13 protein-coding genes are annotated in these 14627 nt (G+C 61.2%); 7 read left to right on the top strand and 6 right to left on the bottom strand.

Going from position 1 to position 14627, the window contains the following annotated elements:
* Positions 1-11 precede the first annotated feature (11 nt).
* A complete protein-coding gene (locus UL81_RS02185; protein ID WP_035106649.1) occupies positions 12-611 on the top strand; it encodes a nucleotidyltransferase domain-containing protein in 600 nt (199 codons plus the stop codon).
* On the opposite strand, the gene UL81_RS02180 is transcribed toward UL81_RS02185, so the two are convergent.
* A complete protein-coding gene (locus UL81_RS02180) occupies positions 608-3733 on the bottom strand; it encodes an error-prone DNA polymerase (protein ID WP_046453207.1) in 3126 nt (1041 codons plus the stop codon). The two genes, UL81_RS02185 and UL81_RS02180, sit on opposite strands and share 4 nt — an antisense overlap.
* Positions 3734-3868: 135 nt before the next feature.
* Between UL81_RS02180 and UL81_RS02175 the strand changes: the two genes are divergently transcribed.
* The 3 genes from UL81_RS02175 to UL81_RS02165 all read left to right on the top strand — a co-directional run bounded on the left by UL81_RS02175 (position 3869) and on the right by UL81_RS02165 (position 6543).
* On the top strand, positions 3869-4753 hold the full coding sequence (locus UL81_RS02175; RefSeq protein ID WP_035106647.1) for a MetQ/NlpA family ABC transporter substrate-binding protein: 885 nt from the start codon (positions 3869-3871) through the stop codon (positions 4751-4753).
* Between the two features lie 81 nt (positions 4754-4834).
* On the top strand, positions 4835-5866 hold the full coding sequence (locus UL81_RS02170; RefSeq protein ID WP_035106644.1) for a methionine ABC transporter ATP-binding protein: 1032 nt from the start codon (positions 4835-4837) through the stop codon (positions 5864-5866).
* The gene (locus UL81_RS02165) at positions 5863-6543 is read left to right on the top strand and encodes a methionine ABC transporter permease (RefSeq protein WP_035106642.1); all 681 of its coding nucleotides are present in this window, start codon (positions 5863-5865) and stop codon (positions 6541-6543) included. The genes UL81_RS02170 and UL81_RS02165 overlap by 4 nt, the downstream gene beginning before the upstream one ends.
* On the opposite strand, the gene UL81_RS02160 is transcribed toward UL81_RS02165, so the two are convergent.
* Positions 6530-7393: a sucrase ferredoxin gene (locus tag UL81_RS02160; RefSeq protein WP_035106640.1), complete on the bottom strand. Its 864-nt coding sequence runs from the start codon at positions 7391-7393 to the stop codon at positions 6530-6532. The genes UL81_RS02165 and UL81_RS02160 overlap by 14 nt on opposite strands.
* A gap of 79 nt (positions 7394-7472) precedes the next feature.
* Between UL81_RS02160 and UL81_RS02155 the strand changes: the two genes are divergently transcribed.
* Positions 7473-8084: an AMIN-like domain-containing (lipo)protein gene (locus tag UL81_RS02155; RefSeq protein ID WP_035106638.1), complete on the top strand. Its 612-nt coding sequence runs from the start codon at positions 7473-7475 to the stop codon at positions 8082-8084.
* Here the strand turns inward: UL81_RS02155 and UL81_RS02150 are convergent.
* The gene (locus tag UL81_RS02150) at positions 8081-9565 is read right to left on the bottom strand and encodes a DNA polymerase Y family protein (protein WP_046453206.1); all 1485 of its coding nucleotides are present in this window, start codon (positions 9563-9565) and stop codon (positions 8081-8083) included. The two genes, UL81_RS02155 and UL81_RS02150, sit on opposite strands and share 4 nt — an antisense overlap.
* Complete coding sequence (locus tag UL81_RS02145) at positions 9562-10236, bottom strand: hypothetical protein (protein WP_035106635.1); 675 nt, start codon at positions 10234-10236, stop codon at positions 9562-9564. The genes UL81_RS02150 and UL81_RS02145 overlap by 4 nt, the downstream gene beginning before the upstream one ends.
* Before the next feature lie 54 nt (positions 10237-10290).
* On the opposite strand from UL81_RS02145, the gene UL81_RS02140 reads away from it, so the two are divergent.
* Positions 10291-10704, top strand: a complete 414-nt coding sequence (locus UL81_RS02140) for a hypothetical protein (protein WP_035106632.1) — start codon at positions 10291-10293, stop codon at positions 10702-10704.
* A 141-nt stretch (positions 10705-10845) separates the two neighbouring features.
* Positions 10846-11937, top strand: coding sequence for an HNH endonuclease signature motif containing protein (locus tag UL81_RS02135; RefSeq protein ID WP_046453205.1), 1092 nt, complete (start codon positions 10846-10848; stop codon positions 11935-11937).
* A gap of 5 nt (positions 11938-11942) precedes the next feature.
* Here the strand turns inward: UL81_RS02135 and guaA are convergent, their stop codons facing one another.
* Together guaA and UL81_RS02125 are read right to left on the bottom strand one after the other, a co-directional pair.
* The gene (guaA, locus tag UL81_RS02130; RefSeq protein ID WP_407921716.1) at positions 11943-13511 is read right to left on the bottom strand and encodes a glutamine-hydrolyzing GMP synthase; all 1569 of its coding nucleotides are present in this window, start codon (positions 13509-13511) and stop codon (positions 11943-11945) included.
* Between the two features lie 10 nt (positions 13512-13521).
* A complete protein-coding gene (locus UL81_RS02125; protein WP_035106628.1) occupies positions 13522-14622 on the bottom strand; it encodes a GuaB3 family IMP dehydrogenase-related protein in 1101 nt (366 codons plus the stop codon).
* Between the last annotated feature and the right edge of the window lie 5 nt (positions 14623-14627).

Raw genomic sequence — 14627 nt, 5'->3', positions numbered from 1 at the left:
AAAATATAAACATGCTGCTGCAGAATCCTTTCGCCACACTCGCGCCGACGGGCGTGGATTCTGCTGTGCTCAGCGTGCTTGCTGGTGCCGATAATGTCTTCACTCCACGTGAGGTGCATTTCCTTGCACCTAGCGATGCATCCTTGAGTGCTATCCGCAATGCCTTAGTCCGCCTGCGAGATACCGGTATTGTCATTGAGCATTCCATCGGCCGCAGCCTGGGGTATTCACTCAATACCGAACACATCCTTGCACCCGTAGTCCGGGAGATTAGCCGTGCCCGCGAGGTTCTGCTGAACAACATCACCGCAGCCATCAATGCATGGCACCGGGAAGTTACCTGTATTCTGTTTGGTTCCGCAGCCCGCAATGACATGCACACCGATAGCGATATCGATCTGCTCTTCCTCGTACCTGAAGCTGATGATTCCTTCGAAGAGCAACTGAGCTCCTTATGCGAGGCCATCCACTCCTGGTGTGGAAACGAGGTCAATCCTTTAGTCTTGGACTACGACCACGTCGCTGACTCGCCAGTCCTGCACGAAATCTGGCGAGATGGCATAGCTTTGGTCGGGGATAAACAACTACTCAATGAGCTTTCCAGCGATTAGCGGAAGTCGCGGGAGCCGCGGGAGAGCCACTCGCCCATGACCAGGGGTTCGAGTTTGTCGGCGGTGACGGTCACGGCGCCGGAGGCATTGCTGACGATGCCGCGCACAATCAGCGCTTTCGCCGTGCGGGCAAGCACTTTCTGTCGTTCCCACAGCCCGGGGGAAATCATGATGTTGCTTAAGCCTGTTTCATCTTCCATGCCTAAAAAGATGACGCCGGCGGCAGTCTGCGGGCGCTGGCGGTGCGTGACGATGCCCGCCACCCGCACCCGGGTGCCATCTGCCACCTCGCGGAGGTTGGCGGAGGTGAGCACGTGGGCATCGGCAAGCTGTGCGCGCACGGTTTGGATGGGCTGCAGATCCGGGGTCACACCGGTGCTGGCGACATCGGCAGCCATGAGCTCAAACGCGGACATACCCGGCAGGGCGGGTGCGGAAATGGCAGAAAGTCCAGGTAGCATGTCTTCTTTTTCGGTTGCGGCCACACCGGCCTGCCAGAGAGCCTGACGCCTATCGATGCCAAAACAACTCAGCGCACCCGCACTCGCCAGAGCCTCAACGTGCTCGACGGATAGGTCAGCCCGGCGCGCGAGATCGGGAACGCCCTTGTAAGGCGCGTTCGCTTCGACGCGTTCGGCGGCTTTGTCCCCTAACCCTTTGATGAGGTTCAGCCCCATGCGGATGCGCTGAGAGTCGAGGCAGCGAGCTTCTTTGCCGGAGGCGTTGACATCGACAGGCAATATCTCGATGCCGTGGCGGCGGGCGTCCTGGATAAGCGACTGCGGGGAGTAAAAGCCCATCGGCTGCGCACGGAGCAGACCGACGCAGAATTGTGCCGGGTAGTGATATTTAAACCAGGCAGAAAAATACACCAACGAGGCAAAAGACTGCGCGTGGGATTCCGGGAAACCGTAAGCGGCGAAGGCGACGATTTTCTGCCATAGGCTATCGGCAACCGGGCCGGTGATGTTGTTGGTGCTGGCCAGCCCGTCGTAGAAGCGCTGTTTGAGCGCGGCCATACGTTGCGGGGAGCGTTTCGAGCCCATCGCGCGGCGCAGGTCGTCGGCTTCCGCGCCGGTGAACCCGGCAGCTTCCACGGCAACCTGCATGAGTTGTTCCTGAAACAGCGGGATGCCCAGCGTCTTGGCCAGGGGCTTTTCTAGCACCGGGTGGTCGTACGTAACGGCCTCTTCCCCATTGCGGCGGCGCAGGTACGGATGCACGGAACCGCCCTGGATGGGGCCGGGGCGAATAAGTGCCACTTCGACGACGAGGTCGAAGAAGCACTGCGGGCGCAGACGCGGCAGGGTGGCCAACTGCGCGCGGGATTCGACCTGGAAAACACCAACCGCATCGGCACGACAGAGCATGTCGTAGACCGGCTTTTCATGCAGGTCGAGCTCCCAAAGGTTGATCTTTTCGCCAGTGGTTTCTTCCACCAGATCTTGCATGTGATGGAGCGCTTCGAGCATGCCCAGACCGAGCAGGTCGAATTTCACCAGACCCGCCGCAGCGCAGTCGTCTTTGTCCCATTGCAGAACACTGCGGCTGTCCATCCGCGCCCACTCGATGGGCACGACATCAGCAATCGGACGGTCACACAACACCATGCCGCCGGAGTGAATGCCTAAGTGACGCGGCTGGCCGAGGAACTGTGTGGCAAGCTCGTCGACGTCCTCCGGCGGTGCATCCACACCCTTAGCCCAGGCATCGGCGGTGCCTTGGGGATAGCCGAGGGCGCGGGCGGCATCGCGAAGCGCACCTTTGCGCCGATACGTAATCACATTCGCGACCAAGGCAGCGCGCTGGCGGCCGTGGGTACGGTAGACGTACTGGATGACCTCCTCGCGGCGGCCGGATTCGATGTCGATGTCAATATCGGGCGGGCCTTCCCTATCGGGTGAGAGGAAGCGCTCGAACAGCAGGTTGGCGGAGACTGGTTCGGCATTCGTGATACCGAGGGCGAAACAGACCACGGAGTTCGCTGCCGAACCGCGACCTTGGCACAAGATGTTTTCGCGCTTACAGAAATCCACCAGGTCACAGACGATGAGGAAGTAGCCGGGAAAGCCGAGCTTTTCAATGACGTCGAGTTCGTGTCGGATTTGTGTTCGGGCTTTCTCCCACAGTTCGGCTGTTCGGCTGGCGTAGCGGTCTTTAGCGCGCTGCCAAGTCAGCTCGCGCAGAAAGCTCATTTCGGTATGGCCTTCGGGTACGGGAAACCCGGGCAGGTTGGGTGCTAATGCTTCCCAGGTAAAAGAGCATTCTTTGACGATGTTGACCGTCTCCGCGATGAGTTCGGGCCGGTTGGGCAGCAGTTTTTCCATCTGTTCGCCCGAGCGCAGCCAGCCAGCGCCCATGGGGTGGAGCCGCGGGGCGGCCTGGTCGAGGGATTGTCTCTCAGCCAGGGAGTGCTTGGCAGCAGCCAGTCGTGCGCCCTCTTTGGTGGCTGCGGCAGGCCGGGCGCTGACGATGGCGCGGAGGTTGTTGTATTTATCCAGCTCAGCGTGCCTGTCGGCATCCTGGGGTGTCATCGTGCAGTCGTATTCTAAAACCATGCTGTCTATTTTTATTCTTTCGAGCATGTTATCGATTTCGTCTAGCCACTCCCACCCGAGCACGAAAAGGCAATGGTCTTGCAGGTAGTCCAGAATCTCATCGAGCGGCGGGTAGAGAACCTCACCTTTTTCACCGGCATCCATGCGGGCTTTGGAGATAAGCCGCGAAAGGCGTCGGTAGCCTTCCGGGGTGCACGCAAGGACGGTCAGTGGGGCGTGCGGGAGGGTAAGTTCCGCGCCGAATACGGCGGGCATGCCAATCTTTGCGGCAGCTTCCGCGAACTTCATTAGCCCATAGAATCCATCGCGGTCTACCAGGGCTAATCCTTCCAATCCGAGCTCTGCGGCGCGGGCGACGAGGTCTTCTGGGTCCGAGGCGCCGTCGAGGAAGCTAAAAGAGGATACGGCGTGCAATTCCGCGAAGGGAACGCGGCCGCGTTGGTAGCTGGTCTGCTCCGGCGCGCTGGACTGGTGGTTAACCGGCACAGGTTCAGGCCCCGGCCGCGAGGATAAGATGCGCTCGAGCCTGGACCACGGGAGTGCCGCGCCGCCATGAAACCTCATGGAGACATCCTATGGTCGAATATCTGTTCTATTCAAATGGCGAAGTGCAATCGGGGCCACTAGACAAAGCTGTTCAATGGTTGTTAGATTGTTTGACAATATTCACCGACTTCGACCACACAGAAGGGACTGCCCATGCAGATCCGCCGCGTACTGGCTGCTTCCGCTGCTACCGCTCTTGCCGCTACTGGCCTGGTTGCTTGCTCCAACGACGAGGAAGCCACCACCGAGGGCGCCTCTGAGGACTCCACCATCGTTATCGGCACCACCGATGCCAACATGGAAGAGTGGTCCGTCTTCCAGGACCTGGCCGAAGAAAATGGCTACGACATTGAACTGGAGAACTTCTCCGACTACAACACCCCGAACCAGGCTCTGAACGAAGGCGAGCTGGACGCTAACAAGTTCCAGCACCTGAAGTTCCTGGCAGAGTTCAACCAGGGCAACGGCACCGACCTGGTTCCGCTGGCCTCCACTGAGATCTACCCGCTGGCTCTGTACTGGCAGGATCACGACTCCCTCGATGGCATTGAGGGCGAAGAGGTCGCCATCCCGAACGACTCCACCAACCAGGGCCGCGCTATCAACCTGCTGGTCCAGGAAGGCCTGGTCACTCTGACCGAAGAGGGCATGCTGACCCCGACCCCGGCTGACATCGATGAAGAGGCCTCCAAGGTTTCTGTCCGCCCAGTGGATGCTGCACAGACCCCGTCCGCATACGGCGAGGGCGCACCGGCAGTGATCAACAACTCCTTCCTGGAGCGCACCGGCATCGACCCGCAGTCCGCTGTGGCACAGGATGACCCGGACTCCGAAGAGGCAGAGCCGTACATCAACGTTTGGGCTGTGCGTGCCGACGACGTCGACAACGAGACCCTGAACGCTCTGGCTGACCTGTGGAAGGACCCGGCTGTTGAGGAAGCTGTCATGCGTTCCTCCGGTGACACCGCCGTCGCCGTCGACCGTCCGCGCGAGGAGCTGCAGGAGATTCTGGACCGCCTCGAAGAGGAACTGTCCTAAACTTCATCTAGGTTTACCCCGCACCCCGTCGAGGTACTCGGCGGGGTTTTGCCCTGTTTCAACATATTCAAAGGACTTCACGTGACCCAGCACATTGGCACACGGATTGAGTTCCGCAATATCTCCAAGGTCTTTAAAAACAACAAGACCGAAACCAAAGCGCTTGACGATGTCACCTTGACCGTCGAGCCCGGAGACATCATCGGCATTATTGGTTACTCTGGCGCCGGTAAGTCGACGCTGGTTCGCCTCATCAACGGCCTGGACACCCCGACCGAGGGCGAGCTGCTTCTCGATGGCACCAACATCGTCGGCATGTCCGAAAAGCAGCTGCGTGGCATTCGCCGCAACATCGGCATGATTTTCCAGCAGTTCAACCTGTTTAGCTCGCGCACCACTGCGGGCAACGTGGAGTACCCGCTGCGTCTGCAGGGCATGGGCAAGGCAGAACGCCAGAAGCGCGTGCAGGAACTGCTCGACTTCGTCGGCCTGGGCGATAAGGGCAAAAATTACCCGGAGCAACTTTCCGGTGGCCAGAAACAACGCGTGGGCATTGCCCGTGCGTTGGCCACGAATCCTTCGCTCTTGCTTGCCGACGAAGCCACCTCCGCCCTGGATCCAACCACCACCCAGGAAGTCCTCGACGTGCTGCGCCGCGTCAACCAAGAACTCGGCCTGACCATTGTGGTCATTACCCACGAGATGGAAGTTGTCCGCTCGATTGCCAACAAGGTCGCCGTCATGGAATCTGGCCGCGTGGTCGAGGCCGGTAGCGTCTACGAGGTCTTTTCCAACCCGCAGACCGCCGTGGCGCAGAAGTTCGTGGCGACTTCGCTGCGCAACACCCCAGACGTTGTAGAGGCCGACGATCTGCTCGCACACGAGGGCCGGTTGTTTACCGTCAACCTCACCGAGCACTCCGGATTCTTTGAAGCTGCCTCCAAGCTTTCCGATGCCGGCATCAACATCGCCGTCGTCCACGGCGGTATTACCACCTTGCAAAAGCACTCCTTTGGCAAGCTCACCGTGCGCCTCAACGGCCCGGATGAGTACATCGATGAGTTCTATCAGAGCCTTTCTCGCACCACTGACATTGAGGAGATCCGCCGATGAACGTCACCTATCAGGCACAAGCCGATTGGGATCGCCTAGGCGATACCCTGCTCGAAGCCGTTGCCGATACCCTCATCATGGTCTCTATCACCATGGTGATCGCCGGCCTACTCGGCCTCGCACTCGGCATTTTGCTCTACACCACCCGCCCCGGCGGCATCCTCCAGAACAAGCCGGTCTACCTGCTGATTAACGTCGCAGTGAACTTCGTCCGCCCGATTCCGTTCATCATCTTGCTGGCGTTTGCACAGCCACTGACCGTGGCCGTGATGGGCGGATCGATTGGCCGTAATCCGGCGACTTTCGTGATGTGTATTGCCGCCACCTTCGCCGTGGCCCGCATCGTGGAGCAAAACCTCGTTGCCATCGACCCCGGCGTTATCGAAGCCGCCCGCGCGATGGGCGCAAGCCCGTGGAAGATCATCACCACCGTCATCGTGCCGGAAGCTCTCGGCCCGCTGGTGCTCGGCTACACCTTCCTGTTTATCGGTGTCGTCGATATGTCCGCGATGGCCGGCTACGTCGGCGGCGGTGGCCTGGGTGACTTCGCCATCGTCTACGGCTACCGCGCCTTCGAGTGGGAAGTCACCGTCGTGGCCACGCTTATCATCATCGTGCTGGTCCAGGCCGCACAGTTCTTCGGCAACTGGCTCTCGGCAAAGATTATGCGCCGCTAGCCACCCACACCTGCGAGGTCTTCGGCTCATCTCCACACGACGAGACCACCCCGTCGACCTCGCGGCGCTGTAGGGCCACTTCCCAGGTACGCCCATCGGGATGCGCCACATGCACCGGCCCCTCGCCCGGGTCACTGACTTCAAGTTCGCCGTATCCCAACTTCTCGCCCGCTGTCAGCAGACGGCGGGCGATTTCTAATTCCGCCACCTGCTCCCGCGGTGTCAGCAGCCCGCTGCCGCGATTCGCCGGAAAGAACATCTTCCCCTCGCGCGCTTTTGTCACCAACTCGCGCGCGGCCTCCTGATTAAGCCGGCCAAAAGAGTATCCCCAGGGCAGCAACAACAACGCCGGTGCAAAGCGATGGCCTTTCATATGCGAAGTCTCCCACACCATCGACCCCGGAAACTGCTCATCCAAATAGGCTGCTAGCGGGCGCCCCTTCAGCGCGCAGCACGCATCGCGTTTGGCATGCGTGCAGACTAGGACCAAGGGGTCATCGATAAGCTTTGCCCCATTGCGCCCCGGCGCGGTTAGGTCTAAATCGAGGATGTCCTCGGGGGCATCGAGAAGCACTAGCTCTGTGACCTGCTCCTTGGCCCACACCAGATAACAGCGGTGCAGCTTGCCGATGCGCCGTCCCGCCCGACCCGGATGCCGAATCAACTGCAAACCAGCCACACCTTTAAGCTTTGTGCGCAGCTTGTCAGTGAGTTCTGCGCCGAAAGTATCGCCGTCGAGAATATCGCGGGACCAGCCACCAGCGGATTCAAACAGGACGTATACCGATTCCTGCTTCGCCGTTCCCGGCAGTGGTTCAACGGCAATATCTGAACAGCGAGTATCAGTCATGACTGTTACTTTAACAACGATATGTCACCAACCGGGTGCCCTCATTGGGGCTGGGCAGACAAACCTAATATTCTAGAAAATGATGCATGTTTCCGCTTTACGCTTTACCACAGCTGTGCTTGCCGCAGCTGTCCTTAGCGTAAGCTGCGCCAGCAGCGCGGATAATGCCGATCCGAAGCTGTCTACTTTAGATATCGAAGCCGAGAGCCCCGCCGTAACACCCGAATCCACCGCCGCGGGCATCATGCCTTTAGGTGCGGCGAATAAGGAAATGAAAACCCAGCGCCCACCTGCCCCGGCGCAGCTGGTCGTCACGGATGTCCGCGTGGGCAAGCATCCTGGTTTCGAGCGCGTCGTTTTCGAATTCGCCGGCAACGGCACCCCTGGCTGGTTCGTCGACTACACCGATACCCCATCCCAACTCGGCTCCGGCAACGCCATCGAGTTCGACGGCACCACCGCTTTGAATGTCAACATCGATGGCACGACCTATCCTTTCGAGCTCAACATCCCCGACCCACACATTGGCGTCACTGAGGGAACCGGCGACATGATCACCGAAGTCATCCCGACTGGCACGTTTGAAGGCCGCAGCCAATTCGTCGTCGGGCTGAACAGCCCGCACCCCTACTCCGTGCAGGTCCTACGCGGACCTTCCCGCCTAGTCATCGACGTCCTCGAGTCCTCCTAGGAATACTCCGCTTCGATGTGCCATTGGCCGTGTGTCCAGGCCAGTAGCCAGGCTTTCTGGTTCGCGCCGACTACTTGGAGGCGTGCCACACGGTTGTTGTGAGGTGTCCACCAGCCTTCATCGGCAGGCCAAGGTCCCGCCCACGCTTCCACCGCCTGCAGATCTTGGCGTACCTGCACCCACGCCGGGTCCGCGGACAACAAGGCCTCGGCCGTGACGAACACGGCGTGCCCGGTGGCGTCGTGGATATCGGCGGTGCCCTGCCCCAATAGCGCCGGCAGCGGTGCAGGAATCTGGCCTTCCCACGCCTGCCCGGCCTCCGCGGGCTCGCCGTAGGGCACCAACGCGATCCGTTCTGCCACACCGCGCCCGCCGCGCAGCCTGGGCTGCAGCACCTTATCGATACCCAACTGCGACTGCACGCGCTCAATCACCTGCTGTGCCGCATTATCCTCCCCGCCCCACAGGCCCGCGCCCTGCGGAGCGGCAACCTCCACTGGCTCCAAACGCAACCGGATGATGCAGGCTGCCTCGCGACGCTGCCGCAACCACCCATCGAGCTGCCAGCGCACCCGGTCCGCAGTCGCACGCTCCGTCAGCGCCTCCCGCGTGCGCCACACACGCTCGATCCACTCACCACTGCTGAGTTCTGCGGCCACGCGCAGACGCAAACACGACAATCCGGCCGCAGACAACCGCTGATGCAAGCGCGCGGCCAACTGCCGCGCACCAAAGGCTGCGGCATCCACGCGGTCGATTTCCTCTTCGACCTCCACCGCTAAATCCGGGCGCGCCAACTCCGGTGCCACGCGCCTATCCGGTTTCGCCCGCGCAATCTCGTGTGCGCGCAGACCGGGCTGGCCAAAACGCGTCGTCACCTGCCCCACCGACAAGTCCGCCACATCCCCTAGCGTTCGCACACCGAGCTGCTGGAGTTTGTCCACCACCGCCACATCGCAGCCCAAAGCGACCTCCGCGGACAACGCATTGACGGGCTGCGGTGCTAAAAACTCCCGCGACCCACCCCGCGGCACGACCGCACCCCACTCCTGCGCACGCGCAGCAATCAACGCGGTGGCAATCTCATCGGCCACGCCCAGTTGGGAGTTGAGGTTGCGGGTGGCGGTGGCATCGATAAGCATTTCTAGCGCTACGTCCTCGCTGCCGTGGAAGCGCCCGGCTGCCGCAGCATCGACGATGACCAACCCGGGACGTAAAACCTCCACTGCAGAAGCCACCGCATCCAGGCCGTCGGCAACTTCGCTAAAAAGGGCACCGTCGTGGTCGGGGTTGGCATCGATAAGCTGCAGCTGCGGACATAGTGCCTGGGCCTGACGCACGCGCATGCCCCGGCGTACGCCGACCTGACGGGCAGCGCTATTGCAGACTGCAATCTGGTGCTGACTGGCCACCGCCGCAGGGCCGTCCAGCTGCGCGGCTTGAATCGGCCAATCCGGGAACCACAATGCTGCGACCCTCATACCGCAGCCAGCCTTCGGCGCGCACCGCAGGTAATGGTGCCGCGGGCATCGCGATGCCCCTTCGACCGCACGCGCACCGCAATATCGAGACCCGTAATCCGGCCGGTGCCGCGCCCGATGCCGCGGTAGGTGTGCACGGCGGCATCGATAGCTGTGGGCGTTCCCGGCAGGCGCGGGCCCACGCTGAGCACGCAGGCCTGCCCGCCGCGCAGCTTGGCCAGGATGGGTCGAGCGCGCATCGGCGATAACTCGCCTGCCGGGCCATGCAGGACGACTAAGTCCAGCCCTTCAGCCAGCACGGTGGCTACCTGCCAGGGATCCGGGCCCGGATCGGGGACAGCAACGACCTTAGAGACATCCCCTGAATCGGCTATATGTGCGAATGAGAGCAGCGGCCAGCCAACCACGCCGACGTGTCCGCCGCGCGCGCTAAGATGAGCTATGAGTTCAGCAACAAACATCGGACAGGGTGCGCACTGGATAGCCTGGTGGCGCGGCAAACCCCCAGTTGGCAGCAGGTTATCGAGCGGGGTGAAGGTCTCCACGACCTCCTCTTCGGCCACCTCGGGAGCAGTTTCCATCGCCTGCATGCGCGCCCGCAACGTGGCCACGGTATCAGCCTTGGAACCACCCGCCACCGCCTGCAGTGTCCGAACATCTGTTTGAATCATGGGTTTTAGTATGGCCCTGTTTTCGCGCAAGCGCAACATGGTAGCGTTACCGGCATGAACAACCCTGTGGCCCATATGCGCGAACACCTCACCCCCATCCCCACTCCCCTCTGGGTCCGGCTGGGCACCTCCATTTTGTTCGGCGCGGCAGTTGCAGCATTAGCCAGCAGGCTGAGCTTGCCGATGGCCATCGGTTCCGCCCTGCTCTTCCTCACCGCTGGCTTCGTGCTGGTTTTTGCCGACCCCTACCGCCGGGAGATGCGCGAGTTTGCCGATCGCCACAACGTCACGATGCTGCCTACTATTGGCCAGTTGGTTCCGCTGATGTTGTTGTGGTTCGTCGTTATGTGCGCGCCGCTGTTTACCCTTCCCGCGTGGGGTGCGCTCATTGTGTGGGCGGTGGTCTTCGGCGTGAGCTTCTTTGTCTTCCCCCACGTGGATGGCAGCCGAAAATTGGCGTTTGCATAAGAGCTCTAGGGCCGAAATCTGTGGATAACTGCGGTAGAAATCGGCCGATCAATAGTTGGTGCGGACCAGAATTCCACAGATTTTAGGCTGTTCGTAGATTTTCTCTTGTGGGGGTTGCGCTTTTCTTTTTAGCGTGAAGGCATGAGCTTACAGACATACCTTCGCGAACTCGGCACCGGAATCTCCATGGTCGCCGAGTGCAAGGGCATGTCTGAGCACGATTTGGCTGAACTGGGCGCGGACCCGCAAACGGCTGAGGGCATGTTGCATCTGTACAAGGTGTATTTCGGCCAGACTGCCTATACCCGCAAACAGCGCACCGCCCGGACCGCGGCACGGGGTCATACTCTGGTGACGTTGCAGGTCATTGAAAAGTACGTCGGCCGCATCAAGCACCAGGTGGCGGCGTGGGACCTGCGTATCTTGTTGTGCAATACTGCCGCGGCGCGGATTCCGGCGGTAGCGCGGAAGAAGATTCGAGAAATTCAGCCGCCCAAGAGTCCCGATCCGGGCGTGCGCATTACCCGCCGCAAGGACGGCAACCACACGATGTCGATTACCGATAGCTCCATGGCCATTGCCGATATGGCCGGCCAGCTCAAGAACCACGACAAGGATCCGCTGCAAGCTATTCGCGATATCTTCCAAGGCACCGCGGCTGGTCCCGCCCCGCAGGTGCGCACCAATGTGGTGATTCGCCTCGACCAGCTCGACCGCATCATCAACGGCGATGGTGAAGAAATCCAGCTTGAGCTCACCAATGGTGCGACGATGTCCGGTGCGGAGCTGGTGCAGCGCACGCTTTCCGATATCGGGCTTATCACCCTCATCCACCCTTATGCCGGGCCAGTCAATCTCTATAACTGCGAGCGCTTTGCTTCCACCAAGCAGCGCGAGATGCTTTCTGCCGAGCACCCGACATGTGCATGGCCTGGCTGCCACGCCCCGGCGGAGAACTGCCAGTTCCACCACCTAGACCGCTACCAAGATGGCGGGCCGACGAACCCGGCCAACATGGTGCCGTTATGTGGCTATCACAACGCCGCCAACGACGATGACCCCACCAAACCAACGGGCAAGGGCAGAATGGCGCGCATCGATGGCCGCGTGGCCTGGCTTCCACCCTGGGCCGGACCGCCACGGTTTAGCCCCAGCCCGGCGTATCCGGACGACAAGCGCCCTGATACATCGAATAAGGAAAAGGCGCCGCCAGATGGCGACGCCTCAACCTAGGAGACTTACTCCCACTCAATGGTTCCCGGTGGCTTGGAGGTCACGTCCAATACGACGCGATTGACCTCTGCCACCTCATTGGTGATCCTTGTCGAAATCTTCTCCAGCACCTCATAAGGAATGCGGGTCCAGTCAGCCGTCATGGCGTCCTCGGAGGACACTGGGCGCAAGACGATCGGGTGACCGTAGGTACGGCCGTCGCCTTGAACACCGACGGAGCGGACATCGGCAAGCAGAACGACTGGGCACTGCCAGATCTCATCGTCCAGACCAGCCTTGGTCAGCTCGGTACGGGCGATAAGATCGGCTGCACGCAGAGTCTCCAGGCGATCTTCGGTAACTTCACCGATGATGCGGATGCCCAGGCCCGGGCCCGGGAAGGGCTGGCGGCCCACGATTTCTTCGGGCAAACCCAGCTCGCGGCCCACGGCGCGAACTTCGTCCTTGAACAGCAGGCGGAGTGGCTCGACGAGTTCGAATTCGACATCGTCAGGCAAGCCACCGACGTTATGGTGGCTCTTGATGTTGGCAGCGCCATCGCCACCACCGGATTCCACCACGTCTGGATACAAGGTGCCCTGGACCAGGAAGGCGGTGTCTTCGCCAGCGAGTGCGCGGTCGACGGCGCGCTCAAAGGAGCGGATGAACTCTGCACCGATAGCCTTGCGCTTGGCTTCTGGTTCGCTAATGCCTTCGAGCTTGGACAGGAAGGCTTCGCGCTCATCGGCAGTAATCAGCTTCGCACCGGTCGAGGCGACGAAGTCCTTTTCCACCTGCTCGCGCTCCCCGGCGCGCAGCAGGCCGTGGTCGACGAAGACACAGGTCAAGCGATCACCAATGGCGCGCTGGACCAGCGCTGCAGCAACCGCGGAGTCCACGCCACCGGACAGACCACAAATCGCGCGGCCTTCGTCACCGATCTGGGTTTGGATATCGGCGATAAGTTGCTCAGCGATGTTATCGGCAGTCCAGTTCTGCTCCAGACCAGCGATCTCGGTGAGGAAGCGAGTAAGCACTTCCTGGCCATGCGGGGAGTGCAATACCTCCGGGTGGTACTGCACGCCAGCCATCTTCTTAGCCGGGCACTCCATGGCGGCCACCGGAGCACCGGCCGTGGAGGCAGTGACCTCGAAGCCTTCTGGTGCAGCTGAAACAGCATCGCCATGCGACATCCACACTTTGTGGGTCTGCTCAAAGCCCTTGTGCAGCACGCCGCCTTCCACATTGAGGTCGGTGCGACCGTACTCTCGCTCACCGGTCGAGGACACGGTGCCGCCCAGGGCGTGGTTCATAGCCTGGAAGCCGTAGCAAATGCCAAAGACTGGAACACCGAGCTCGAGTAGTTCTGGCTGCAGCGCCGGAGCACCATCGGCGTAGACGGAGGAGGGACCACCAGACAGAATCAATGCGGCCGGATTTTTGGCCTTAATGTCCTCAATCGAGGCGGAGTTCGGGACAACTTCAGAGTAGATCTTTGCCTCGCGCACACGCCGCGCAATCAGCTGCGCGTACTGGGCGCCAAAGTCCACTACAAGTACGGGATTAGGCGTTGTCTTAATCTCGGTCTTAGTCACGTCCATTAGCTTATCGCACCGCCAATCCGACCTTTTGGAAGGTCTTTAAGTCGGTATAACCGCACTTGGCCATGGCACGACGCAGGCCACCGGCCAGGTTGGACTGGCCGAAAGGATCCGACGACGGTCCGTGCAGGAGCAGCTCTAGGTGCAGATCTTCTTCCGCGCCGTCGAACTGGGCGAAACCACGCGGGAAGCGTGGGTGGCCAGCAGTTGCTGGCCAGTACCAGCCCTTGCCACCTGCTTCGGCTGCGGCAGCCAACAGGGGGCCGAGCACGGCGGCATCGGCACCGCAGCCAATGACCTTGGCGATATCGCCGGAGTTGCGCAGTTCGCCATCGGCCAGGATGTGCACGTAGCGGCCACCGGTTTCGTCCAGGTAGTCGCGGCGGGCAGCGGCGGCATCGGCAATTGCGGTCGCCAGTGGCACATCGATGCCGACGGTCTCCGGATTGGTGTTCACGCCACCGCCAACGATGACACCTGCGGCACCGGTACGCATCAGGTGCAGCGCGGTGGTGTAATCGGCCACGCCACCCGCAATGACTGGGACCTCGAGGGAACCGATGAATTCCTTCAAGTTGAGCGGCTCGCCACCGGTGGCGACGTGCTCAGCAGAAATCAGGGTGCCCTGGATGAACAAGATTTCTGCACCTGCCTCGATGACCTTCGGGGCGACCTCGCGCGCATTTTGCGGCGAAACACGCACGCCGACGGTCACGCCGGAGTCGCGGACTTGGGCGATGCGTTCGGCGAGTAAGGCATCGTTAAGCGGTGCTGCATGCAGGCGCTGGATGACGGAATTGTCGCCGGCGGCTTCGCGGATTTCTGCCAAGGCGGCGTCGAGATCCTCATGGCGGCCCCACAGGCCCTCAGCGTTGATCACGCCCAGGCCGCCCTGCTTGCCCATCTCGATGACGAATTCTGGAGTGGCCAACGCGTCGGTCGGGTGGGAGACGAAAGGCAGGTCGAAGGTGTAGGCGTCGATATGCCAGGTGGTGTCCACGTCCTGGGAGGAGCGGGTACGGCGGGTCGGGACCAGGGAAATCTGGTCTAAGTCGAAGGTACGGCGCGCCTCGCGGCCGATACCAATTTCTACAAAGTCACGCATGACTG

The sequence above is a fragment of the Corynebacterium camporealensis genome, assembly GCF_000980815.1.
In the GTDB taxonomy this organism is placed as follows: Bacteria; Actinomycetota; Actinomycetes; order Mycobacteriales; family Mycobacteriaceae; genus Corynebacterium; species Corynebacterium camporealense.
This window is presented reverse-complemented; position numbering and strand designations above follow the sequence as displayed.

Bases quoted from the DNA above. Each gene is read 5' to 3' on its own strand.
- UL81_RS02165 (WP_035106642.1), top strand. From the start codon at position 5,863: ATGAACGTCACCTATCAGGCACAAGCCGATTGGGATCGCCTAGGCGAT.
- UL81_RS02175 (WP_035106647.1), top strand. From the start codon at position 3,869: ATGCAGATCCGCCGCGTACTGGCTGCTTCCGCTGCTACCGCTCTTGCC.
- UL81_RS02140 (WP_035106632.1), top strand. From the start codon at position 10,291: ATGAACAACCCTGTGGCCCATATGCGCGAACACCTCACCCCCATCCCC.
- UL81_RS02145 (WP_035106635.1), bottom strand. From the start codon at position 10,236: ATGATTCAAACAGATGTTCGGACACTGCAGGCGGTGGCGGGTGGTTCC.
- UL81_RS02180 (WP_046453207.1), bottom strand. From the start codon at position 3,733: ATGAGGTTTCATGGCGGCGCGGCACTCCCGTGGTCCAGGCTCGAGCGC.
- UL81_RS02125 (WP_035106628.1), bottom strand. From the start codon at position 14,622: ATGCGTGACTTTGTAGAAATTGGTATCGGCCGCGAGGCGCGCCGTACC.
- UL81_RS02185 (WP_035106649.1), top strand. From the start codon at position 12: ATGCTGCTGCAGAATCCTTTCGCCACACTCGCGCCGACGGGCGTGGAT.
- UL81_RS02135 (WP_046453205.1), top strand. From the start codon at position 10,846: ATGAGCTTACAGACATACCTTCGCGAACTCGGCACCGGAATCTCCATG.
- UL81_RS02160 (WP_035106640.1), bottom strand. From the start codon at position 7,393: ATGACTGATACTCGCTGTTCAGATATTGCCGTTGAACCACTGCCGGGA.
- UL81_RS02150 (WP_046453206.1), bottom strand. From the start codon at position 9,565: ATGAGGGTCGCAGCATTGTGGTTCCCGGATTGGCCGATTCAAGCCGCG.
- UL81_RS02155 (WP_035106638.1), top strand. From the start codon at position 7,473: ATGATGCATGTTTCCGCTTTACGCTTTACCACAGCTGTGCTTGCCGCA.